Here is a 23229-nt window from a genome sequence, read left to right on the forward strand (position 1 = left end):
TTGTAAAAATGAGTATACAGAACGCTCAGGCGTCGTCGTCTTCACCCTCGTCGGCTGATTCGGTCACGTCTTCGACATCGGCCGGTTCGCTGTCTGCACCCGGTTCGGTCCCCCCAGCAGTCCCGCTGTCGTCGGTTGCAACGCCGACATCCGTTGCCTCGCCCTCATCGTGGTCCGTGTCGGCTTTCGGAACGCGAACGTGGAGCGTCCCGTTACTCTTGAGCGTGGCCTGTGCCGTTTCCGGGTCAACGGCGGCATCGCTCGGCAGTGTGACGCTCCCGTCAAGTGCGAGTCCGCGGCCCGGGTAGCGCATTTCGAAGCCATCGTAGAAGTCGCGGAAGCGGTCGATACGGACCTCAACACGGTCGTCGACGTACCGGACCTGGATGTCCGACGCCGTCGTGCCGGGTGCGTCGAAAACGACGAGGTAGGCGTCGTCCGACTCCAGCAGGTCCGAGGCCAGCGGCTTGTTTTCCTGAACCCGGCCGGCGGCCCGCCCGATGTTCTCGAATATCGCGTCGCTGATAGATGAGCCGATGTCTCGCATCATAGTTCTACTTCGTCAAGACAGTCCGTCCCGCCACAGTACGGGCAGGAGAACGCCGCGAGTTCGACATCGTCCGGCATATCGTACGTGTAGTGCATCTCGAACATGTCGAGTTCGCAGCTGTCGTCCGTGCAGACGACCTCCATAGTGGCTGGCATACTATTTCGTTGGTCCGTCGGGGACAAACCCCTTACGGACGGGGCCGGGGTTACCCCGTCCTGCCAGTCCCAACATTGATGCCGTCACCGGCGTACTCGGGTGTATGAGTGAACGCGTCCTCGGGGTGGATTTCAGCGGCGCAGCGACCGCTGGCGACGCGCTCTGGGTCACCGAGGCGATACCGACGGAAGACGGGCTGGAGATTCAACGGTGCTACCGCGGGACCGACGAATGGGGCCGAGACCGCGAGGCGGCCCACGCCGGCCTCCTCGACCGCATTACCGACGACGATGTGGGTGCTGTCGGGCTGGATTTCCCGTTCAGTCTGCCACAGGAGCTACTTGATGCACAGTGTGGGGGGACCTGGGACGGCTTCGTCGACTGGCTTGCAAGTGGCAGCGGCCCGACCGACCCGGGGTCGCTTTCGGAGGCCTGTCGCCACACCGCCGAGATGGCGACCGGCAGCCGTGACCTGCGCCGGGAGACGGACTTCCGCCGCGGCGCACTGTGCCCTTACACGAACCGGACCCGTAGCATGACCTTCTACGGTGTCCGGGACGTGCTCGGGGAACTGCGAGACGACGAGACGACAGCCGTCGTACCGATGCAAAGCTGGAACGCCGACACGCTCGTGGCCGAGGTGTACCCCGCCGCGACATTCGGCTGGCTGGGCTGTTATCGCGAGGGGTACAAGAACGTCGACGACCCCCGACAGCGCCGGGAGGCAAACGTCGCGGCGGTCGAAGCCTGCAGCGTCACCGCCAGCGACCACCGCGACACCTACCTCGGGAACCACGATGCGCTGGACTCGCTGGCTGCTGTCGTCTCCGCAAGCCGATTGGCCGATGGTGCAAGACCGCCCGCAGAAGGCCCACAGAGCGAAGGCTGTATTTACGTCTGACGACGCAGTGGCGTCACTGTCTCCGGGTCGAAGCCCGGCATATATCAGTTTCCGGCCCAACTACCGTCTATGCCTGACGACCAGGGTGGCTTTGAAGGCGTCCGTGAGAACGTCGATGGCCACCCAATGGTCAATCTTGTCGGCTACGCCACGCCCTATTGGCTCCGGCTGCTCATCGGCATTCTGGCGGCATTCTGTACCCGATTCGCTCGCCTCGTGCCGCCGATAATCGTCGCTGCAGCCATCGACCGCGTCGTCCTCAACAGCGGCAAGCCGGGGTTGCTGACCGATGCCGGCCTATTGCCGCCCGGCGAAATCACTGGTGAAGCCGCCCGAATCGCCTTCCTCCAGCGGCTGGTCGCCATTGCGGCCATCGCCTACCTGCTTCGCTCGGCGACGCGCTTTGCCTCCAGATATCTTCTCCAGTCGAGCGCACAGAAAATCCAGCGGGACCTCCGGAACGACACCTACGACCATCTCCAGCATCTCTCGCTGTCCTTCTTTGCGAACCACCAGACCGGCGGGATGATGTCGATACTCAACAGCGACATCAACAGGCTGGAGTCATTTCTGAATACGGAGTTCCGTCAGATGATTCGAGTGGTCGCGACCGTCGGTGGCATCGCGGTCATCCTCTATCGGTACTCTCCAAAACTGGCGCTCATCGCGCTCGGACCCGTCCCACTCATCGGCATCGCCAGTGGCTTCTTCCTCACCTGGATTGAGCCGAAATATCGCTCCATCCGCCAGACAGTATCGCGGCTCAACACCCGGCTAGAGAACAACCTCAGTGGCGCGCCAGTCATAAAGGCGTTCGACCGCTACGACTTCGAGCGCAAACGGGTGACCGACCAGAGCCAAGAGTATCACGACCAGAAAGTGGCTGCCCTGCGCATCCGGCGGGCCTTTTTTGCCGGCCTACGGCTGCTTACTGGGATCGCGTTCGTTCTGATTCTGTATGTCGCCGGGATGGACTTCATCACGAATCCTGAGAGCGAAGCGGCGCTGTCTACTGGAGCGTTTGCCCTGTTTTTCCTGTATATTCGTCGGCTGTACTCGCCAATGCGTCGAATCGGGCGGTCCGCAAACAAGTACCAGCTCGCCAAATCCAGCGCCGAGCGCGTGTTCGGCCTGCTGGGTCAGGAGCCCGAAGTCACCGACCCCGAGGACCCATACGAACCTGCTGGCATCAACGGGTCGGTCAAATTCGACGACGTGACCTTCGGCTACGGCGACGAGCCGCCGGTCGTCCGCGACGTGTCGCTTGACGTGCCTGACGGCGCAACCATTGGCCTTGCTGGGGCGACTGGAGCCGGCAAATCTACGCTGTTGAAACTGGTGCCACGGTTCCACGACGTGGATAGCGGTGCGGTGAGAGTGGACGGCGTTGACGTGCGCGAATACGGCCTCCAGAGTCTCAGAAGCGAAATCGCAATTGTCGAGCAGCAGCCGTACCTGTTCTCGGGAACAGTCGCCGAGAACATCGCCTACGGTGACCGCGAAGTCCTCGACGCCGAGCAGTCGGGCGACGAGGCGCGGGGGAGTAGCTGGGAAACCGCACGTGACCACGTCCGCGACGCGGCGGAAGCAGCACAGGCCCACGATTTCATCGAGGACCTGCCGGATGGGTACGACACGCAGATCGGCGAGCGCGGCATCAAACTCTCCGGCGGCCAGCGGCAGCGTGTCGCCATCGCCCGTGCCCTGCTGAACGACCCCGAAATCATCATCTTCGACGAGGCGACCAGCGACGTGGACACGGAGACGGAGGACCGCATTCAAGAGAGCATCGAACAACTGGTCGCGGACCGTACCGCCTTCGTCATCGCTCACCGCCTCTCAACGATTCAGGACGCGGACCGCATCGTCGTGATGGACGACGGCAAAATCGTCGAACGCGGTAGCCACACCGAACTGCTCGCAGCGGACGGCGATTACGCCGACCTCTGGCACGCCCAGGCCGACGACCGAACGGTCAGTGCCGACGACTGAGACTGGTTCTGTCCGGCCGCTTTTGGTAGAGAATTAGTATCGGTGGTGCGACCGAATGCGCTGCAACGAGATAGTTACTTGGCTCGTTAGAGCCCGGCCATAGCAGCCAGCGTGGCCGCCAGTCAAATGCACGTTAGCTCCGTTTTGGGTCTGCTGTATCGGCGTTTGGTAACGATAGCCCTGAAAGAGACAGTGTCACATATGCGTTACAGAGATATTATCGCTCGTTTTAATACACACAAGTTATTAGGTCGGCGTAGACGTGACATCACTCACTCTTGAACCGTTGACGTACGAGGACATCCCGTCGGAGCGCCGTCCGGGGGTACTGCAGGCGCTGGTCCCCGTACTCGGTGTCGTGCTGTTCCTCGGCATCGGATCGGGATATCTAAAGCTGGCCCCACACGGGCCGCTGCTCTGGAGCATCGTGCTGACTGGCGCAGTCGGCAAATACTGGCTCGGCTACTCGTGGGACGACCTCTACGAGGGTCTCGCGGACAGTCTACTAATGGGGCTACAGGCAATTCTCATCCTGTTCACCATCTACGGGCTCATCGCGACGTGGGTGAGCGCAGGGACCATCCCCGGGCTGATGTACTACGGGCTCTCCATACTGACGCCGGACGTGTTCCTGCCGGCGACGGCGCTGCTTGCGATGGTCGTCGCGTTCTCCATTGGGTCATCGTGGACGACAGCCGGCACGCTCGGCGTGGCCTTCATCGGCATCGGCTCCGGTCTCGGTGTGCCAACGCCGATGACTGCCGGTGCCATCCTCTCGGGTGCCTACGCGGGCGACAAGCAGTCGCCCCTCTCGGATACGACGAACCTCGCGGCCGCTGTGACGAACACCGACCTCTACGACCACATCCGGGCGATGCGCAACGGGACTGTGCTTGCGTTTGGCCTCTCAGTACTGCTCTACGCTGCGCTTGGACTGCGTGCCGTCGGTGAAATCCCGACCGGGCGTGTCGCCGAGATACAGGGTGCGCTTGCTGGGAGCTACGAACTCTCAGCGTTGGTGCTCCTTCCGCTCGTTGTCACCTTCGGGCTGGCGCTGTACGGAATCCCGGCGCTCCCGACACTCGTCGCCGGGGTCTTTGCCGGGGCCTTCACGACCATCTTCGTGCAGGGCCGGTCGTTCACTGCCGCCTGGACCGTCTTTCTCGACGGGACGGCCCCTGAAACGGGGACAGCGCTCGTGAACGACCTGTTGGCAAGTGGTGGTATCTCGGGGTCGGCATGGACGATTGCCGTCGTCGTCGCAGCCCTCAGTCTCGGTGGGCTGCTTGAACGGACCGGCGTCCTCGCCGTGCTCGCACACCATCTCGCGACCGCTGTCCGTGGCCAGCGCAGCTTGGTCATTGGGACCGGCATTTCGGCTATCTTCGTCAACGCCTTTTCGGCACAGCAGTACATGAGCATCGTCGTCCCCGGCCTCACGCTCCGGAACCTCTATGACGAGTACGGTCTGTCCAGCGACGACCTCTCACAGGCTATCGAGTCCGCCGGAACCCCGACCGGCGCGCTCTTCCCGTGGCACGCCGGTGCCGTCTACATGTCTGCGGTCTTCGGGGTTGGAACGCTTGCATACGCCCCGTACTACTTCTTCGCGTTCCTCTCGCCGTTGGTCCTGTTTGCGACGACGCTGTTCGGTGGGCGATACGACGGGTCCGAGCAGGCTGATTCGGTCACGTCATCCGCTGTCGCCGACGACTGAGTTCGGCTGCCTCTGGGCGATTGCTGTCACCGCATCATCCCCTCCAGAAGTGCTGCCGGCCTACACCCGTTCGACAGTGAGATCGTGGTTCTCACAGAACGTTTCGAGCCGCCGCCTGATCTTTCGAGCTTCCTCGGATTCACGACCGCCCGCATTGGCTGTCAGTCCGTATCCACCGCCACCAGCGATGATCGTCACCTCGCAGGTTGTCTCGTTTATCGGCTCCATCACGGTCGTTGCCTGCACCTCGGTAAGTTCCATACGGTAGTGGTTCTCCGTGACCGCGACGACAAACCCGTTGCCGTCATACAGCTCGCGGTTCTCTTCGTCGATGTCATGGAACGCTCTGGGCAGCGTGCTTGCGTCCTCGCCACGGACCGTGAATTCGACCCGTTCCATACGAAGCCATGGCGTGGGCTGGGAGAAAGTGATTTTGAACCGGGGGTAGCCATGGTTCTGACTGCGTTTTCTTGAGCCCACACCTGACTGTTTATGTCGCCACGGCTGACCAGACACGGTTTTAGGCATCGAACGTCAAGCGAGGGGTATGACTGACCCCGAGACGCTCGACGTGACCATCGTCGACGGCTACGTCGACGAGCCCGCACACTTCGGGGTGCCGCCGTACATCTCGACGTACCCGCGGTACGCTGCCGGCGCGCTCGTCGATGCCGGCGTCCCCCAAAAGCAAATAACGTATCACACTATCGACGAACTCCGGGAGGACAACGCGGTCTGGCGAGACATCGAGGACGCCGACCTCATGGTGTACGTCGGCGGCATGACCGTTCCCGGCAAGTACGTCGGCGGGACCCCGGCGGAGCCCGACGAAGTGCGCGAGCTGGCCTGGACGGCCAACGGGACCTCGATCATGGGCGGCCCGGTCCGCTTCGGCGTCGGCGAGGCCAACGAGGGTGCGAGCGAGACAGCCCGCGATGACCTCGATTTCGACTTCCTCGCCATGGCGGACGTGGAGGCTGCGGTCTACGACCTCGTCGACTCCGGTCTGGAAGGGTTCAACGACCGGTACCGGGATATCGAGGAGGAGACACGCTGGGCACGTTCCGGCGCGTTCGTCGTCGAACAGCACCCGAACCACCCGGAGTACCTCATCTGCGAAATGGAGACCTCACGGGGCTGTCCGTACCGGTGTTCCTTCTGTACGGAGCCGATGTACGGCAACCCGGACTTCCGGCCGCCAGAAAGCGTCGTCGACGAGGTCGACGCCCTCTCGGACCGCGGTGTGAAGCACTTCCGGCTTGGCCGGCAGGCCGACATCCTCGCGTACGGCGGTGACGGCGAAGCGCCGAACCCCGACGCGCTCCGGCGGCTCTACGGCGGTATCCGCGATGTCGCGCCGGATTTGGAGACGCTACATCTCGACAACATGAATCCCATTACGGTTGTGAAGTGGCCCGAGAAGGCCCGCGAGGGGATTCGAATCATCGCCGAGCACAATACGCCCGGCGACACCGCCGCGTTTGGCCTGGAGTCGGCCGACCCGAACGTGATGAGCGACAACAACCTCAACGTCACCGCCGACCAGTGTTTCGAGGCGGTGAAAATCGTCAACGAGGTGGCCGGCTGGCGACCCGGAGGAGAGAAAGACACCGCTCCCAACTTCAGCGACGACGCCGCCCGCCGGCTTCCGAAGCTGCTGCCCGGCATCAATCTCGTCCACGGACTGAAAGGCGAGACGCGGGAGACCTTCGAACACAACAAGCGATTCCTCCAGCGGGTGTACGACGAGGGGCTGATGCTCCGGCGGGTGAACATCCGACAGGTGATGGCCTTTGAGGGGACCGACATGGCCGATACCGGCGCGGAGATTGCCAAGGACCACAAGCAACTGTTCAAGCAGTACAAACAGGAGGTCCGGGAGACCATCGACAACCCGATGCTCCAGCGGGTCGCGCCGCCGGGGACAGTGCTGCCCGATGTGCACCTGGAGTACCATCAGGACGGCAAGACCTTCGGCCGTCAGCTCGGAACCTACCCGCTCCTCGTGGGCATTCCGGGCGAGCGCGAACTCGGCAGTGTCGTCGATATTGCGGTCACCGATCACGGCTACCGGTCGGTTACCGGCGTCCCCTACCCGCTGGACCTCAACAGCGCATCGATGAACGAACTCACTGAGATTCCCGGCATCGGCCGGAGCACTGCCGGTGACGTGGTGGTGAACAGACCCTACGAGTCGGTCAGGGACATCGACATCGCGTCCATCGAGCGATTCGCGACCACCCAGTCGCAGGAAGGCGCTGACTAACGGCGACTCTGGTCCCATCAGCGCATCGAACGGAAAGTACTTTTCACTCCGGAGATGACCAAGAGCGTATGACTGCGGTCGAGGTGAGCGTCGTTCTCCCTGCCTACAACGAAGCAGACACCATCGAGCAGACAGTGTCGACAACACTCGAGACGCTCGCCTCGTTTCTCCCCGAAGACACGTATGAGGTCATCGTCGCAGAGGACGGCTGCTCGGACCGCACGCCCGAAATCGCGACCCAACTCGCGAACGAGGACAGCCGGGTCCGACACGTCCACAGCGACGACCGCCTCGGCCGCGGCGGCGCGTTAGAGTACGCCTTCGATCAGGCTGCCGGCGAGACCTTGGTATATTTCGATACGGATCTCGCGACGGATATGTCGCATCTCGAAGAACTCGTCAACGCCATCCGCGTCGACGGCTACGACGTGGCGACGGGCTCACGGTGGATGCCCGAAAACCGAGCTGACCGGCCCGCAAAGCGTGGGATTCCGAGCTTCGGCTACAACACGCTCGTCCGGACGGTCCTCCGCTCGGACCTCAAAGATCACCAGTGCGGGTTCAAGGCTTTCGACCGGCAGGCACTGGAAACGCTGTTGCCCCTCGTTCAGGACGAGCACTGGTTCTGGGACACGGAGCTACTCGTCAGGGCTCAGCGCAACGGCTACCGTGTAACGGAGTTCCCTGTGGACTGGACACCGAAGGGCGATTCGAAGGTCGACATTGTCCGGGACGTGTTCGGTATGGGGAGCCAGATACTCCGGACGTTCTGGGAACTGTCAATCAGCCCTAGGATCTCTCGGGAGGTATCGCTCGGTGCGGGCACAATGCTTGTCGTCATTGCCCTCCTGTTGATGACGCAGTATCTCGACCCCGACCGAGTTCTTGCGGAGATGGCGGGCGCAGCACCGGAAATCGTCGCGCTGAGCGCTGTCGTCTACGCCATCTCGTGGCCGGTCCGGGGCATCCGCTACCGGGATATCCTCGTCTCGATGGAGTATCGGGAGCGATGGGGCTTCCTGACGGGCGCGATATTCATCAGCCAGACCGGGAACCTCGTGTTCCCGGCACGAGCCGGTGACGCGGTCCGGGCGTACGTGATCAAAGCCCGCCGTTCGATTCCGTATCCCTCCGGGTTCGCATCGCTGGCCGTTGAGCGGGTGTTCGACTTGTTGACGATAACGCTTCTCGCCGGCGTTGTCATGATCGGGCTGGCTGTAACGGGGTCAGCCGAGCAGTTGCTAACGGCGCTGACGGGCGATACCGTTGGCGGCGACGCAGCCAGCAGCGGACGGACCGCCGTGGCCGTGGCCGGTGGTGTCGGCCTTGCGGCCATCGGAGCGGTGGTGGCTATCGTCGCCAGTGCGCGGAGCGACCGGAACCTCGTTCGAGCGGTCATCGGCCGGCTGAGCAGCGACTCCTACGCCGACTACGTCGCCGGCATCATCGAGGGGTTCGTCGGCGACGTGCAGACGGTGGCCGCTGATGGGTCGGCCTTTACGCGTGTGGGTGTCGGAAGCCTCCTCATCTGGACGTTCGACGTGATAACGGCCCTCATCGTCTTTGCGGCCTTCGGCTACAGCCTGACGCCGTCGCTGGTGGCCGTTGGCTTCTTTGCGGTCAGCGTCGGGAACCTCGCAAAGGTCCTGCCGCTGACACCCGGGGGGGTCGGTCTTTACGAGGGGGCATTCACCGTCATTGTTGCGTCGCTGACGCCGGTCGGCGTCGCCGCGGCTATCGGCATCGCTATCGTCGACCACGCAGTCAAGAACGTCGTCACCATCATCGGCGGCGTCGCGTCGATGGCCTGGCTCAACGTCTCGCTGACGACGGCGGTCGAAGAGTCTCAGTCCACAGACGCTATCGAACCGGAAACGAACGACTGATCGCAGTTCTGACGCGCCCCACACTCCGTCATGACTGGGATTGCGCTGGCAATACTAGGACAGTCCAACAGCACTCTACTGGGACTGCTCTTCCAGCTATCAGCCACCAGAACGGTGTATTTCTTTACGAATATTATAAATAAGGGCTACTTTACTAACAATGTTTAATATAGTAGTTAATATTATATAATGTGGAAAGCTATGCAGTTCTGCTATGTTTCAACGTAGCATACAATCGAGCGAACCGGACAGGCAAACGCGACGCAGTTTCCTCAAGGCTTCGACCGGTGCTGTGGCATCAGTAGCGGCACTCGGTGCGAGTGGTTCTGTACGGGGCGGCAAATTCGGTGGTGATGACGGAGAGTACACAACTCCAGCGGAGTTCCCGCTCGTTTCGACGCGTGATCAGTTCACTGACGATGGTACACTGAAGTCTGAATACACAGAGACTGAGTACGAAACAATCGGGAACTGGGATTCTAGCCGGGCCAGCGACGATACGGAACTCGTTATCTTCGTCCACGGCTGGAGTCTCGGGGAGACGGATGCCAGAAACGCCGCCTACACCTGTCAGGTCGGGCTTGAAGAGAACGAATACGACCAGTTCAACGTAGGATTCACCTGGGATGCTGACAAGGGCGACGGCATCGGCTGGTACGAGGGTGTCGCCATCGCCAAACAGAACGGTCCAAAACTCGCACAGTGGGTTGTCGACCACAACGACAGCAGTGGGCTTCCAGTCCGGGTAATCGGACATTCGCTCGGCGCAAAGGTGGCTGTGGAAACGGTGGCGTCGCTTCACGAGCGTGGCCGTGAGGATGCAGTCAAGTCGGTGGCGTTACTGGGCGGCGCTATCGGTGAATCCGTCGTTGAGGTCGACGAGACATACGGCGAGTCAATCGAGTACGCAACCACGTCTTTCGATAACTTCCGTAAGGATGACGACGCGGTGCTGGGGACTGCATTCAGTACTGCCGAATGGGCGGAAGCGGTCGGTGAACAAGGTATTCAGAGTCCCGAAGACGCCCCCGAGAACTACACCGATTACGATGTAACGGAGTCTGTTGCCGACCACAATTCCTACTACGAGCCCGGTGAGGGGTGTATGCCCGCTGTCGTCGAGACGTTGCAGTAGGAATGATAGCGAAGGGGGTCGGCGCTAACTATTGGATGCGATTATAACCGGGTTGTGGGAAATCAGTCAAAAAGACCCGAGAGCGATTATATGAATGGTCATGCGATCGATGCACAAACATGGGTTTCGTGACGTGTATCGGTGGTCTCGATAACAATACCGGAATGCTTTAATCACTTTCGTTCGAATACAGTGTTACCGACTGCCTCCGGGTTCTGTGATGTCTCCCACCCGGTGAGCACCCGCCTTCGCAACCAATGAGTGAACACACACGGACGCGACAGCAGCGTGAAGAACAGACGACGGAGTCGACGGAATCGGAAAGCACAGCGTGCCCGGAGTGCAGTGGCTCGCTCGTTATCGACGACGAACACGGCGAAACAGTCTGTGAGGACTGTGGCCTTGTCGTCGAATCCGATGAAATCGACCGCGGCCCCGAGTGGCGCGCGTTCGACTCCAGCGAGAAAGACGAGAAATCCCGCGTTGGCGCACCGACGACGAACATGATGCACGACAAGGGGCTGTCGACCAACATCGACTGGCGCGACAAGGACGCCTACGGGAACTCCCTGTCGGGCAAACAGCGCCAGAAGATGCAGCGCCTTCGCAAGTGGAACGAACGGTTCCGAACCCGCGACTCCAAGGAGCGCAACCTCAAGCAGGCGCTGGGCGAAATCGACCGGATGGCCTCCGCGCTCGGCCTCCCCGAGAACGTCCGCGAGACGGCCAGCGTCATCTATCGGCGCGCACTGGACGAGGACTTGCTCCCCGGTCGCTCCATCGAGGGTGTCTCGACGGCCTCCGTCTACGCTGCCGCGCGTCAGGCCGGTGTCCCGCGCTCGCTCGACGAGATCACGGAGGTCTCCCGGGTCGAAAAGAGCGAAATCGCCCGCACCTACCGCTACGTCGTCCGCGAACTCTCGCTCGAAGTGCGCCCCGCCGACCCCGAGAGCTACGTCCCGCGGTTTGCCTCCTCGCTGGAACTATCCGATGAGGCCGAACACCGCGCCCGTCAGCTTCTCCAGAACGCCAAGGAGCAGGGCGTCCACTCCGGAAAGTCGCCGGTCGGCCTCGCCGCCGCTGCAGTGTACGCCGCCGCCCTGCTGACCAACGAGAAGACGACGCAGGCCGCCGTGTCTGAGGTCGCTGACATCTCCGAAGTCACTATCCGCAACCGGTACCACGAACTGCTGGAAGCCGAGCAGGACCTGCCTGTCGCGTAAGCTCGGTATTTGCGTCGCATCGCTGTGAGGGCTGTTTTTGCCATCCGTTGTCACACGCAGAGCGTGTACTCCGTCGACCGATAACCACAAGACTAGAGTCATCTCATCCGCTGGGACCGGTATGGAGACGACACACCGGGTTCGAACCGGTGACGCCCGCACACTCGAGTGTCCCGACGACAGCGTCGAACTGGTAGTCACGTCCCCCCCGTACCCGATGATCGAGATGTGGGACGACATCTTCACCGAGCTGGACCCCGCCATCGGAGCGGCGCTGGATGACGGAGACGGGGACCGGGCGTTCACACTGATGCACGACGTACTCGATGCGGTGTGGGCCGAGATAGAGCGCGTGCTGGTTCCCGGCGGCATCGCCTGTATCAACGTCGGGGACGCGACGCGATCTCTGGAGGATGGGTTTCGCTCCTATCCAAACCACGCGGAGATAACCGACCGGCTGACCGACCACGGACTGCGCGCGCTGCCCGATATTCTGTGGCGGAAACCGACCAACAGCGGCGCGAAATTCATGGGCTCAGGGATGGTGCCGCCGAACGCCTACCCGACGCTTGAACACGAACACATCCTCGTGTTCCGTAACGGGAAGCGCCGCCGCCTCGAACCGGGCGCAGACCATCGCTACGAGAGCGCCTATTTCTGGGAGGAGCGCAACGAGTGGTTCTCCGACCTCTGGGAACTGCCCGGCGAGACGCAGGACCTCGATGACGGGCTTCGGGACCGCTCGGGTGCCTTCCCGCTGACCGTGCCGTACCGACTCATCTCGATGTTCTCGGTGTACGGCGATACCGTACTCGACCCATTCCTTGGGACCGGGACGACGACGCTGGCGGCGATGGTCGCCGGCCGGAACTCGGTGGGTGTGGACCGCGACCTGGACCTGTTGTCGGCGCTCAAGGAACGGGTCGCCACTGCCCCGGAGCGTTCTCGAACCATCGCTCAGGAACGTCTCGCCAGCCACCGCTCGTGGGTAGAGAAGCGGCGTGCTGACGGAAAGGAGCCAGGCTACGAGGCCGAGCAGTACGACTTTGCCGTCAACACGAAGCAGGAACAACGGATCCAGTTCTACGCGGTCGACACCGTTACAGAGACCGATGACGGCTTCCGGGCCGTCCACGAGCCGGTCGAGTAAGCGCGGCTTTTTCTGCGGCTCCGTCGAAGCCGACCTATGAACTTCGAGTCATTCACCCTGCTCGCTGCCACCGACGACCTCGGGGTGGAGCCGGCCGCCCGCGCTGACGCCGACGGGTTGGAGCTACGGATGGACTTCGCCGACGAGCCGCTGGCACAGCTGGACGCCTACGACGGTGAACTTCCGGTACTCGTCACGAACCGGCCGACGTGGGAAGGCGGCGAGGCCGCCGACACCGCGGGTCGCCTCGACGTGCTCGAAACCGCGCTCGACCACGACGCCGTGACGGCTGTCGACCTCGAACTCGCAGCGCTGGAGGGAGCCGGCGACCACGACGCCGGCCGCGTCGCCGACGTTGCCCGCGACCACGGAGCGTCCGTCGTCATCTCGACGCACAACTTCGAGTCGACACCTGACCGTGACGCGATCGTGAATCGACTCGAACGGGCCTGTGCTCGCGGTGACGTTGGGAAGATGGCGAGTACGGCTCAGTCGCCGGACGACGTACTGGCGATGCTCGGGGCAACCCGCGAACTGACTGCCGACGGCGAACAGGTCGCCACGATGTGTATGGGTGCAGCCGGTCGTCACTCCAGAGCCGTCGCCCCGGTGTACGGCTCCCGCATCGGCTACGCACCGGTCGACCCCGCTGACGCGACCGCTCCAGGTCAGTACGACCTCGCGACGCTCCGGACGCTGGTCGGACAGCTACAGAGCGACGCCTGAGCCAGTATCTGCCGTCACGGGGCTTTCGTCCGGACAGTGATCCTTCGGAAGATATAGGGGTATGCGAGATAGATTCGCCGAGTATGACTGACAAAGGACGCAAGCGGCCGCTGCTGGCCGTAGTGCTTGCGTTCATCTTCCCTGGGTTGGGCCACTTCTACCTCCGTAAGTGGGTACGGGGACTGCTGTGGCTCGGATTACTGTTCATGCTGTCTGTGGTGTTCGTCGCTACTGGCGCTATCGACCCAGTCACCCAGCTAAGCCTAGAGGCTATCTCATCGTCGTATCAGTCCAGACCTACCGAGGTGACAATCGGTTCGGTCGTGATCACGACGCTCAACGTCGTCGACGCCTACTGGGTGGCAGTCAACGAGAACCAGACTCAAGAGGTCGAAGCTGGCATGACGTGTCCGAACTGCGGCAAGGAACTCGACGAAGACATCGACTTCTGTCACTGGTGTACGACGCAATTGGAACCGATCGAGGCGGATCAGCAGTAACCTTTGGGTTGCGGTCAGCCCCGAACTGAGTCGGCTTATTTTTCGATGATGCTCTCTTCAATCCGCTCGCCGAAGTGCGTCGCCGTGTCCTCGTGGTGAATGAGGATTTCGTCGCCGGGTTCGAGGTCCGTGACAGCGGTTCGCCCGTCCTGAGTGTGGACCTTGATCGTCTCGGCGTTCTGGAGCAGCGTCTCGATGCGGTCGCCGTCTTCGGTTTCAGCCTGAACGCGGAACATCGGGCGCTTCTCGATTTTCGCGCGGCCGACGATGGCCTCACGGGTGCGTCCGTTCGCATTGACTATTTGGACCTCGTCGCCAGACTGGAGTTCCGAGAGGTACTTCGTGCCACCGTCAGGCGTTCGGACGTAAGCGTGGACCGCACCAGCGTTGACTCGGAACGGCCGAGAGGCGACGTATGGCGACTCAGCCGTCTCGGCGTGGACGAAAAAGAGCCCACGAGCCATCGACCCGACAAGCATCCCCTCATCGTGTTCCATCAGGCTGCCCGTGTCGATACAGACGCGGTCAGCGGAGCCGGTCTGCTCGATGGCGGTGACCTGGGCGTACTCTAGGTCGAGCGACTCCCGGCCCATCTCGTCACGGACTTCCACTGTCTTGCGGATTTCGTCGACTTCGTCGGTGTCCAGCAGGACGCCGTCGGCCCCCAGTTCCAGCGTCTCATAGGCCGTCCGGGCGTCCTCTGCGGTCCGGACGCCGGCGATGAGGTCCGTCTCCTCGCCGACGCGGGCGATGAGGTTTTCGAGCGGAATGATCTGCCAGTTCTCGCCGATGACAATCGTGAAGTCAGCCTCGGCGGCGACCGCTTCTGCGAAGGCCTCGTAGTCCTCGTCGAAGATGCGGACGTAGCCGCCGTCGGGGGCAGCCCCGTTCTGCCGCAACGTCGAGAGGTCCGCGGAGCCGGAGAAATCGGACGGAAGGTCGACCGTCCCGTCGCCTTCGCCGTCTTTCCCGACGATGGTCGCATCGGCCTCTGAGTCCTCCGCCTCGGACTCCATCACGTGGACATCGCCGTTGGTGAACGCGGCGATGTTTATCTCGCCAAGTTCCGAGACGCGGTCGACGTCTTCCTCATCGACCAGTACCCAGTCGACGCCGGCCTCGATACCGGCGGTGATCCGGCGTTTCCGTGTCTCCCAATCGCCGACCTCGCTGTCGGCTTTGAGCCAGACGCTTCGAGTCATACGCCCACGTCCGCAACGGTGGGGCTTGAACGTGGCGGAACCCGGGTCGGCCTGTCAAGTGACAGACGGGGAAGGGATATGCGCACGGCAGGCGATATTGGTTGGATGTCCTGATATTGGAATCTTGAGGGTGCAAGATTTGTTATTTGTTCCAAACCATCGTAATTAATTGTTGGCCAGTGGACTTATCAATGAGCCTTACTAATAAAGTATCTACATAATACAATCCAGCTACAGATGGTTACTAACCATGTCTACACAATTGCCGGGGCGAAAGGGGGGATCGGAAAGACGACGTCCAGCATCAACCTCGGCACACTGCTGGCGAAGGCCGGATACTCGACCGTCGTCGTGGAGATGGACCTTGCGATGGCGAACCTCGTCGACTTTCTCGATGTCGACATCGACACCGACGAGGATGCGACGTTTCACGACGTGCTCGCCGGCGAGGCGGCAGTCACAGAGGCGATGTATGAGACTGACGCTGACCTGTCAATCGTGCCGAGCGGGACCACGCTCGAAGGGTACGCGGACACCGACCTCGACCGACTTCCCGGCATCGTCGAAACCCTCCGGTGGCACCACGACATCGTCCTGTTGGACACCCCGGCAGGACTGAGCAAGGAGACGATTCGGCCGCTCAAGCTCGCCGACGACGTGTTGCTCGTTTCGACACCGCGAGTGGCGTCGATACGGAACGTTTCGAACACGAAAGAACTCGCAGCGCGGGTCGAAGCGCCGGTTCGGGGCCTCATTCTCACGAAATCCGGGACGGGCGCGTCGCCGGGTGCCGATGAAATCTCGGAGTTCCTCGATGTCGAACTGCTCGGCCACGTGCCGGAAGACGACGCCGTCCCGCACTCTCAGGACAGTGGTACACCCGTCGTTCGGAACGCACCCAGCAGCAGCGCTGCGATAGCCTACGAGCGGATCTCGGAGCGGCTCGTCGATACGGAGAAGGCGTCAACCGCCTCCACGGCAGACGCGGCCAGTCTGGGAGAACTATCCGACTTGGACGACCCAGAGCCGACGACCCGGCCAGCGGAACAGCCACCACAGCGGCACATCCACGGGACAACGGACGGCGGCAAGACAGTCCACCCATCGGACGCAATCAGGGACAACAGCGACCTGACCGGTCCAGCACCAGCCAAGCAGGACAGGGCGGGCGAGCCGCCAGCGGAGGACATAGCTGAATCGACCGATCTCGGTAAGCCAGCCACTTCGGAGGCGGACGCCGAAGACGAAGCCGAAACCACGTCGATAATCGACGGGACTGATCTGGTGGAAAGCGAATCAGGACTGGTCGACGGGCCGGAGCAGGATGCCGACGCGCCGGAACAGGAAGCCAGTGACTCGCCGTCGGACGCTCCCAGCGAGAGCGATGCGGATGCCAGCGACGGAGACGAAGCTAACGGTTTCGGCCAGAGAATGCGGTCACTGTTTGGCTTTTAGGCCTCGACGGCCAGTCCGGCCTCGCGGAGCGCTTCCTCGGTGGTGGCGTCGTCGTGGACAACGGCGGAGACGGCACGGGCAATCTTCTCGGGTTCGTCGTGCTGGAAAATAGAGCGGCCCATCGAAACGCCGGAGGCCCCAGCGTCCATCGTTCCCCGAACCATCCGGACGGTGTCCTCGTCACTCCCCTTCGAGCCGCCAGCGATGACCACCGGCAGCGACGTAGACTCGACGACGTGCTGGAACGTCTCGGCGGAGCCGGTGTAGCCGGTCTTGACGATGTCCGCGCCCAGTTCCTCGGCCAGTCGGACGGCGTGGCCGACGGATTGATTGTAGTCCTCGTTCTCGGCGTCGATGTCGGGGCCGCGGGCGTAGGCCATCGCCAGCACCGGCAGGCCGTACTGGCTGGCTTCGGTCGTCAGTTCTGAGAGCTCTTCGATCTGTTCGGGTTCGTACTGACTGCCGACGTTGATATGGAACGAGACGGCGTCGGCCCCGGCGCGGATGGCGTCTTCCACCGTCCCGGTGGTCCGCTTGTCCTGCTCGTCCGGGCCGATAGTAGTAGAGCCATTGAGATGCGTGATATAGCCCGCGTCGTTCTTGTTCGGATGGACGCGTCCGGCGATGCCACGCTGGGTGAGGACGGCATCCGCGCCGCCGCTGGTAACCGCATCAATCGTTGATTCGATGTCTTTGAGGCCCTTTACAGCCCCCATTGTGATGCCGTGGTCCATCGGGATGATGACGTATGTGTCGTCTGTCCCGATACGTTCGAGTCGTGCGCGTTTTCCTGCAGTCATGTTATGAGACAGTGTGGCAAGTACGATTATGTGCGTTCCGGTTGCGGTCGTTCTGCCGCTCCCCGGAGCGCGCCCTCTTTGAGTTCGCGAGCCTTCGCTTCGAGCCGGTCAGCCACGGTGTCGGTCGAATCGCCGTTCTCGTGGCCCTCTGCGACGATATCGACCAGTGCGGAGCCGACGATGACGCCGTCAGCGCCAGCGGACACAATTCGCTCGGCGTGCTCGCCGGTCTTGATGCCGAACCCGACGGCCTTTGGCACGTCCCAGTCTGAGAGGCGGGCCAGCGAGTCCTCGGTAGCGTCATCTACGTCCTCGCGCGCGCCGGTGACGCCCAGACGGGCCTGCACGTACACGTAGCCAGACACCTGTTCGAGCATCCGTTCGAGCCGGTCGCCCTTCGTCGTCGGCGCGACAATGAACACCAGATCGAGGCCGAACTCGTCGCAGGCCGTCCGGAGCGGGCCGGCCTCCTCTCCGGGCAGATCCGGGACGACGAGGCCTTCGATGCCGACCGCGGCGGCCTTCTCGACGAACGGTCGCGGACCTTCGCCCTCGCCATACTGATAGATGAGATTGTAGTAGGTCATACACACCAGCGGCACGTCCACGTCGAGGTCCTCGACGAACTCGAAGAAGCGGTCGGGTGTCATCCCGGCTTCCAGCGAGCGGACGATAGCGTTCTGGATGGTCTTCCCTTCCGCGATGGGCTCCGAAAAGGGCAGGCCGAGCTCGATGACATCTGCGCCGCCGCGGACCAACGCCTCGACGTATTCTAGCGACGCCTCGTAGTTTGGGTCGCCAGCTGCGAGATAGGGGACGAAAGCAGGCTCGTCAGCGAAAGCGCGTTCGAGCCCCATCAGAGGCCACCCCCGCCGACCCGCTCAAAGATAGACATATCAGGCGCGATATCGAGGTCGCGTTTGCTGGTTTCCTCGATAGCTATTTCGAGGTCCTTGTCACCGCGGCCGGAGACGTTGATGATAACAGAGTCACCGACTTCGTCGTGGTGCTCTTCGAGGTAACCGAAGGCATGGGCTGTCTCCAATGCCGGGATGATACCCTCGTCCTGAGAGAGGCGGTGGAACGCCTCCAGCGCGATGTCGTCGTCGACGTTGACCGGCGTGACGCGGTTCTCGTCGACGAGATGGGCGAGTTCCGGGCCGACACCGGCGTAGTCCAGCCCCGACGAAACGGAGTGGGATTCCATGATCTGGCCATCCGAATCCTGCAGGAGCTTCGTGCGCGCTCCGTGGAGCACGCCCTCGTCACCAGTCGAAAGGGTCGCGGAGTTCGGTGCGACGCCTTCCTCCTCGTCGACCTGCAGCGAGGAGCCGCCGGCCTCGACAGCGTAGAGGTCGACATCAGTGTCCTCGACAAAGTGCGCGAACATCCCCATCGTGTTCGAGCCGCCGCCAGCACAGGCCATCACGGAATCGGGCAGGCCGCCCATTTTCTCGATAGCCTGCTCGCGGGCCTCCTCTGAAATGACCGCCTGGAAGTCCCGGACCATTTTCGGGAACGGGTGCGGACCGACGATACTCCCGATGACGTAGTGGGTGTTCTCGACGGTGGTCGCCCACTCGCGCATCGTCTCAGAAATCGCTTCCTTGAGCGTGCCCCGGCCAACGGTGACGGGGACGACCTCCGAGCCGTTTATTTTCATCCGGAAGACGTTGGGGCGCTGTCGCGCGATATCGGTCTCGCCCATGTAGATCTCACAGGGAATATCCAGATGGGCCGCCGCCATCGCTGTCGCGGTGCCGTGCTGGCCTGCACCGGTCTCGGCAATAATCCGCTCTTTGCCCATGTACTTCGCCAGCAAGACCTGCCCGAGCGCGTTGTTGAGCTTGTGTGCGCCGCCGTGAAGCAGGTCCTCGCGCTTGAGGTACACGTCGGTGTCGTACCGGGCCGAGAGCTGGTCCGCGTACTGGAGCGGCGTTGGTCGGCCGCCAAAGTCGTCGAGCCGCTCCCGGAACTCGTCCATGAAGCCATCCTCGTTTTCCAGCACGTACCGCTGGTAGGCGTCGGTCAGCTCTTCGATAGCTGGCATCAGCGCCTCTGGCACGTACTGTCCACCGTACTCGCCGAACTTGGGGTCGTGTGCGTCGTCAGTACTCATGTGTCTGTAGTTGTTGTCTCAGCTGCATCAGTGTTCGCGCGTGTCAGTCGCCGCGTGTTCGCTTCTACGTCCGTCGCCGCGTCGTGGTCCATGATCGCCGAGCCGATCAGCAGGGCGTCCGCACCGGCGTCGCGCATCCGCGTGACGTCGTCCGCTGTCTGTATACCACTTTCAGCAATGAGTGTGACGCCCTCGGAGACATCTGGTGCGACAGTTTCGAACGTTCCGAGGTCGACCGCTAGCTCGCCGAGGTCGCGGTTGTTGACGCCAATGATGTCCGCGCCGGCGTTGAGCGCTTTCTCGACCTCTGCCGCGGTGTGAGCCTCCACGAGGACCTGAAAGCCGCGCTCACGCGCGGCCGTGAGGAGGTCCGCGAGGTCGTCAGTTCCGTCCGTTTCGAGAAAGCGGACGATGAGCAGGATCACGTCTGCTTCAACGACATCCAGCTGGTTCTCATGGAGGATGAAGTCCTTCCGCAGGATGGGCACGTCGACAGCCTCGCGAACCCGTTCGAGCGTCGCCGCCGACCCGCCGAAGTGGTCCGGCTCCGTCAGCACCGAGAGCGCCGCCGCGCCGCCCTCGACCATCTGTTGTGCGAGGGCAACCGGATCGTCGGTCCGCTCGCCGTCCGCGGTTGGGCTGGTGGGCTTGATTTCGGCGACGACCGGCGTCCGCCCGTCAGCCGCCGCCGCGTCGAAGGCGTCGGGCAGCGAACGGGGAGTTACCGATACCCGGTCTCCGCCGCCACCGCGCTCCCGCGCCGCGTCGAGAATCGACTGGACCGCTGGTGCTATCTCCTCACTGTCGTCCATTACTGAACACTAACGTACAGAAGTGTACATAAGAGTTGCCCTATTCTCCCAGAGGGAGCGAGACACGGCGGATACTGCTTGCTGTCAATCAGACCATAGTTCTATGAAGGCTCACGCAGGATGTTCACACATGTCGTTCCAGACGTCCATTCGGCCCGCCGAATCAGTGGATATCGCGGATATCCGCCGAGTCGCTAGGGCAACGTGGCATACCGTGTACGACGATATCCTCGGGACAGAGACAGTGAAAGAACACCTCAAGGAAGGGTATGCGCCGCCACTGTTGGAGCAGATGATTGAGCTCGAAGAGGTCGGTCTGTTCGTCTCGACAGCCGACGACGACGTGGTGGCGTACATGAGCTGTGGGATGACGGACGCGACCGGCTTCGGTGATCTCGACCTGTACGTCCACCCGGACTACTGGGGGAAGGTATCGGGACGGAGCTGTTGCATCGCGGCGAGCAGCACTTGCACGAACTCTCCGTCCGAAAAATCCGTGATGAAGTGCTGGCCGAGAACGAGGTCGGGAACGCGTTCTACCGGAGCCACTTCGAGAAAGTCAACGAGCGGACGACCGAGGTCGGCGGAGAGGAACACCCAGTCAACGTGTACGAGCGGCGACTGTGAATCGCCTCGGGACCAAGCCCGGGGCATTCTCTTTGCATTCTGTAAACGGCGAAAAAATGCGACAGGCCCGCGTCAGCGGTACTCTTCCATCCCCGTCGACTGGGACGGACTGAATTGCGGCGGCGCGGGCTCGGCTTCGCTGACAATATCCTGTTTCGTGCTCGACCGGCGGAACTGTGACGGGGCGCGTTCCACGTTGCTCATTTCGCTCGGTGAGCCAGCGGCGTCTGCTCTGAGTTCGGTCGGCGGTTCGACCTGCTGGGACTCACTGGCTTCGGCGCCTTCAACGGAGACGCCCTCGCCCTGGTCTGAGATAGTGATCGTAATTTCCATCGTGAATCACCGCGTCACGCTGTATTTGACGTCGCAGTCGACCGACCGGCTGGACCACTGGTTCTCCACCTGAACCTGGTAGTAGACCCCGCTGGACGTTCTGTACGTCGATTGGACGCTGGTACTGACCCAGTCACCGTCGTTGACCGGCTGACCGACGAAGTCGACGCTGTAGCGGTCTGCCCACGGCCCGCTCCAGCGGTTGATGCTCTGGCTGGGGTTGAGCGACACCCGGAAAGCGGTCCCCGTGATGCGCATGTCGTCGGCGTCGACGAGGTCCTGAGAGGTCACTGGCGTGAGCTGGCCGTGCTCTTCTTGGACGTTTGCCATCGGAATGCCCAGCGTGATACTACTGCTCCCGGCGAACAGGAGACTCGTGCCGTGGAGCCCGTCTTCGCGCTCCATGCCGATGAGGCTCCCGCTGTCGCCACCCTTGGACATCGCATTGAACACGTCACAGTCGACCATCTTGGCGACGCCGTGGCTGTACCGGACGTTGAAGTTGGCGTGACGGGCGGTGCATTTCGCCTGGGTAACGCCCGTCGTTCGGCCGCTTTTGGTGTGAATCGCTCCGATTTCAGCGTCGGTAAAGCCTCGCAGGTCTTCGTGGAGTTCCCAGATGTCCGTCTGCAAGTGGTCGGGCGTGACCTCAACGATTGCACTGTCCGTCCGGTTTTTCGGGAACGGGGAACTGGTGTCGACGTCGATGACGTTGAACCCCAGCAGCGATCCGATTTCGTCGTCCGGAGCGGTGCCGCCGTCGTACGGGCCGGGTTGGAGCACCATGTCGCCGCGGTTTGCGCGGCCGCTGTCTGCAGCGACGTGGGAGTTCGTGAGGAAGACAAGCTTCTCGTCCTGTGTTCGGAGCGGTTGTGTGCCCAGCGTCCCGGCGGTGATGTCCGGGTGGCCGACGGAGACGCCCGCTGGGGCCGGTCGCCAGCGTCGCGTCCGTGACAGCGAGGCCGGAATCTCTTGGATTTCGGCCCTGTCGCGCCCTTCGAGTTCCATCGGTGCTTCCGGCGCGGTGAGTTCGAGTTCAAGCGCTCTGATTTCGCCCGACTCCTGAACGTCTGTTTTGTACGTTTCGCCGTCGATTTCGACTTCCTTCGGAATGACCTCGTTATGGTCGAGATCAGCCTCGGAAACCTTCCGTTCGACAAACACGATGACCGACTCCGTCTCCTCGTCCGCCTCGCCTGCCCGCTGTTTCGGACCAATGCCTGTCCCCGTGACGTTCGGGAACGTCTCGAGTTCGTCCTGTGTTTCTGTCGGTACTTCGGTTAGTTCGAGTTCCATCTGTGGTCTCCCCTGTACTCATCCCGAGTAACCAGCTGGCGGTCGGTACCGGGGGGTTCGGGATGCGCTCCAGTTGTGCGTATGCTGACTTCATGGGTGATGGTAGCAGGCGTCGGGATGAGTAGATTAGTATTTAATCTAATATGTATTAAAATTGTGTGATTATTGTACTCAGCTCTCGAATTGGTCGCGGTCGGGAAGGCAAACTCTCCATAATTTATCAATCCTCGGTTAGTACGATTGGATTAATCTATATTTTATCTTACTTTTCCAGGCCCAAGCTGGACCGATAGAGTTCCGACAGCACGAGAATCCCGTATCAGCCATGCCCCGCTAGAGTGAAGATTATCACTGCTGGAACCTGACGTAACCGCGTATCGAGT

The 23229-nt window shown here is 62.1% G+C and carries 21 protein-coding genes and 1 pseudogene; 12 read left to right on the forward strand and 10 right to left on the reverse strand.

The annotated features are described in order from the left end of the window. Positions 1 to 25: 25 nt before the first annotated feature. Entirely contained in the window at positions 26 to 550 is a 525-nt protein-coding gene (locus ACODNH_RS06580; RefSeq protein WP_306708587.1) for an Hsp20/alpha crystallin family protein, read from the reverse strand. Then, a complete protein-coding gene (locus ACODNH_RS06585) occupies positions 547 to 705 on the reverse strand; it encodes a DUF7559 family protein (RefSeq protein ID WP_004517194.1) in 159 nt (52 codons plus the stop codon). Before ACODNH_RS06585 ends, ACODNH_RS06580 begins: the two co-directional genes overlap by 4 nt. 104 nt (positions 706 to 809) lie before the next feature. Between ACODNH_RS06585 and ACODNH_RS06590 the strand changes: the two genes are divergently transcribed. From ACODNH_RS06590 to ACODNH_RS06600, 3 genes are all read left to right on the forward strand, one after another. Then, positions 810 to 1607: a DUF429 domain-containing protein gene (locus ACODNH_RS06590; protein WP_306708590.1), complete on the forward strand. Its 798-nt coding sequence runs from the start codon at positions 810 to 812 to the stop codon at positions 1605 to 1607. Between the two features lie 69 nt (positions 1608 to 1676). Continuing rightward, on the forward strand, positions 1677 to 3599 hold the full coding sequence (locus ACODNH_RS06595; RefSeq protein ID WP_434531131.1) for an ABC transporter ATP-binding protein: 1923 nt from the start codon (positions 1677 to 1679) through the stop codon (positions 3597 to 3599). A gap of 262 nt (positions 3600 to 3861) precedes the next feature. After that, positions 3862 to 5316, forward strand: coding sequence for a Na+/H+ antiporter NhaC family protein (locus ACODNH_RS06600; RefSeq protein ID WP_306708594.1), 1455 nt, complete (start codon positions 3862 to 3864; stop codon positions 5314 to 5316). Between the two features lie 60 nt (positions 5317 to 5376). Here ACODNH_RS06600 and ACODNH_RS06605 read toward each other — a convergent pair whose 3' ends face one another. Further along, complete coding sequence (locus ACODNH_RS06605) at positions 5377 to 5715, reverse strand: hypothetical protein (RefSeq protein ID WP_306708596.1); 339 nt, start codon at positions 5713 to 5715, stop codon at positions 5377 to 5379. Between the two features lie 148 nt (positions 5716 to 5863). Between ACODNH_RS06605 and ACODNH_RS06610 the strand changes: the two genes are divergently transcribed. From ACODNH_RS06610 to ACODNH_RS06640, 7 genes are all read left to right on the forward strand, one after another. Further along, complete coding sequence (locus tag ACODNH_RS06610; protein ID WP_306708599.1) at positions 5864 to 7582, forward strand: radical SAM protein; 1719 nt, start codon at positions 5864 to 5866, stop codon at positions 7580 to 7582. 68 nt (positions 7583 to 7650) lie between these two features. After that, the gene (locus ACODNH_RS06615) at positions 7651 to 9468 is read left to right on the forward strand and encodes a flippase-like domain-containing protein (RefSeq protein WP_434531132.1); all 1818 of its coding nucleotides are present in this window, start codon (positions 7651 to 7653) and stop codon (positions 9466 to 9468) included. 292 nt (positions 9469 to 9760) lie between these two features. Continuing rightward, a complete protein-coding gene (locus ACODNH_RS06620) occupies positions 9761 to 10603 on the forward strand; it encodes a DUF726 domain-containing protein (protein ID WP_434531133.1) in 843 nt (280 codons plus the stop codon). A gap of 257 nt (positions 10604 to 10860) precedes the next feature. Continuing rightward, on the forward strand, positions 10861 to 11826 hold the full coding sequence (locus ACODNH_RS06625) for a transcription initiation factor IIB (protein WP_004591241.1): 966 nt from the start codon (positions 10861 to 10863) through the stop codon (positions 11824 to 11826). A 121-nt stretch (positions 11827 to 11947) separates the two neighbouring features. Further along, the gene (locus ACODNH_RS06630; RefSeq protein ID WP_434531134.1) at positions 11948 to 12976 is read left to right on the forward strand and encodes a DNA-methyltransferase; all 1029 of its coding nucleotides are present in this window, start codon (positions 11948 to 11950) and stop codon (positions 12974 to 12976) included. 36 nt (positions 12977 to 13012) lie between these two features. Then, positions 13013 to 13702 (forward strand): type I 3-dehydroquinate dehydratase, encoded by a 690-nt coding sequence (locus ACODNH_RS06635; RefSeq protein ID WP_434531135.1) that lies wholly within the window; start codon positions 13013 to 13015, stop codon positions 13700 to 13702. An 83-nt stretch (positions 13703 to 13785) separates the two neighbouring features. After that, positions 13786 to 14202, forward strand: a complete 417-nt coding sequence (locus ACODNH_RS06640) for a DUF6677 family protein (protein WP_306708610.1) — start codon at positions 13786 to 13788, stop codon at positions 14200 to 14202. Positions 14203 to 14237: 35 nt separating this feature from the next. Here ACODNH_RS06640 and ACODNH_RS06645 read toward each other — a convergent pair whose 3' ends face one another. After that, positions 14238 to 15404: a 3-dehydroquinate synthase II gene (locus ACODNH_RS06645; RefSeq protein WP_306708612.1), complete on the reverse strand. Its 1167-nt coding sequence runs from the start codon at positions 15402 to 15404 to the stop codon at positions 14238 to 14240. Between the two features lie 237 nt (positions 15405 to 15641). Here ACODNH_RS06645 and ACODNH_RS06650 point away from each other — a divergent pair, with 237 nt between their 5' ends. Continuing rightward, positions 15642 to 16859 carry a P-loop NTPase gene (locus ACODNH_RS06650; RefSeq protein WP_306708615.1) on the forward strand — a complete coding sequence of 406 codons (1218 nt, stop codon included), beginning with the start codon at positions 15642 to 15644 and terminating at the stop codon, positions 16857 to 16859. Here ACODNH_RS06650 and ACODNH_RS06655 read toward each other — a convergent pair. From ACODNH_RS06655 to trpC, 4 genes are read right to left on the reverse strand one after another with little or no spacing between them, the layout of a single operon-like run. Further along, positions 16856 to 17659 (reverse strand): 2-amino-3,7-dideoxy-D-threo-hept-6-ulosonate synthase, encoded by an 804-nt coding sequence (locus tag ACODNH_RS06655; protein WP_306708617.1) that lies wholly within the window; start codon positions 17657 to 17659, stop codon positions 16856 to 16858. The two genes, ACODNH_RS06650 and ACODNH_RS06655, sit on opposite strands and share 4 nt — an antisense overlap. 26 nt (positions 17660 to 17685) lie before the next feature. Further along, entirely contained in the window at positions 17686 to 18516 is an 831-nt protein-coding gene (gene trpA / locus ACODNH_RS06660) for a tryptophan synthase subunit alpha (protein ID WP_306708619.1), read from the reverse strand. Then, positions 18516 to 19778 carry a tryptophan synthase subunit beta gene (trpB, locus tag ACODNH_RS06665; protein WP_306708621.1) on the reverse strand — a complete coding sequence of 421 codons (1263 nt, stop codon included), beginning with the start codon at positions 19776 to 19778 and terminating at the stop codon, positions 18516 to 18518. Before trpB ends, trpA begins: the two co-directional genes overlap by 1 nt. Next, complete coding sequence (gene trpC / locus ACODNH_RS06670; protein ID WP_306708623.1) at positions 19775 to 20590, reverse strand: indole-3-glycerol phosphate synthase; 816 nt, start codon at positions 20588 to 20590, stop codon at positions 19775 to 19777. The genes trpB and trpC overlap by 4 nt, the downstream gene beginning before the upstream one ends. Positions 20591 to 20720: 130 nt before the next feature. On the opposite strand from trpC, the pseudogene ACODNH_RS06675 reads away from it, so the two are divergent. After that, positions 20721 to 21217, forward strand: a pseudogene (locus tag ACODNH_RS06675) (GNAT family N-acetyltransferase). A 72-nt stretch (positions 21218 to 21289) separates the two neighbouring features. On the opposite strand, the gene ACODNH_RS06680 reads toward ACODNH_RS06675, so the two are convergent. Together ACODNH_RS06680 and ACODNH_RS06685 are read right to left on the reverse strand one after the other, a co-directional pair. Then, a complete protein-coding gene (locus ACODNH_RS06680) occupies positions 21290 to 21550 on the reverse strand; it encodes a hypothetical protein (protein WP_306708627.1) in 261 nt (86 codons plus the stop codon). A gap of 6 nt (positions 21551 to 21556) precedes the next feature. Further along, on the reverse strand, positions 21557 to 22846 hold the full coding sequence (locus ACODNH_RS06685; protein ID WP_434531136.1) for a hypothetical protein: 1290 nt from the start codon (positions 22844 to 22846) through the stop codon (positions 21557 to 21559). Positions 22847 to 23229 lie beyond the last annotated feature (383 nt).

The sequence above is a fragment of the Haloarcula sp. NS06 genome (assembly GCF_051122755.1).
Taxonomy (GTDB): domain Archaea; phylum Halobacteriota; class Halobacteria; order Halobacteriales; family Haloarculaceae; genus Haloarcula.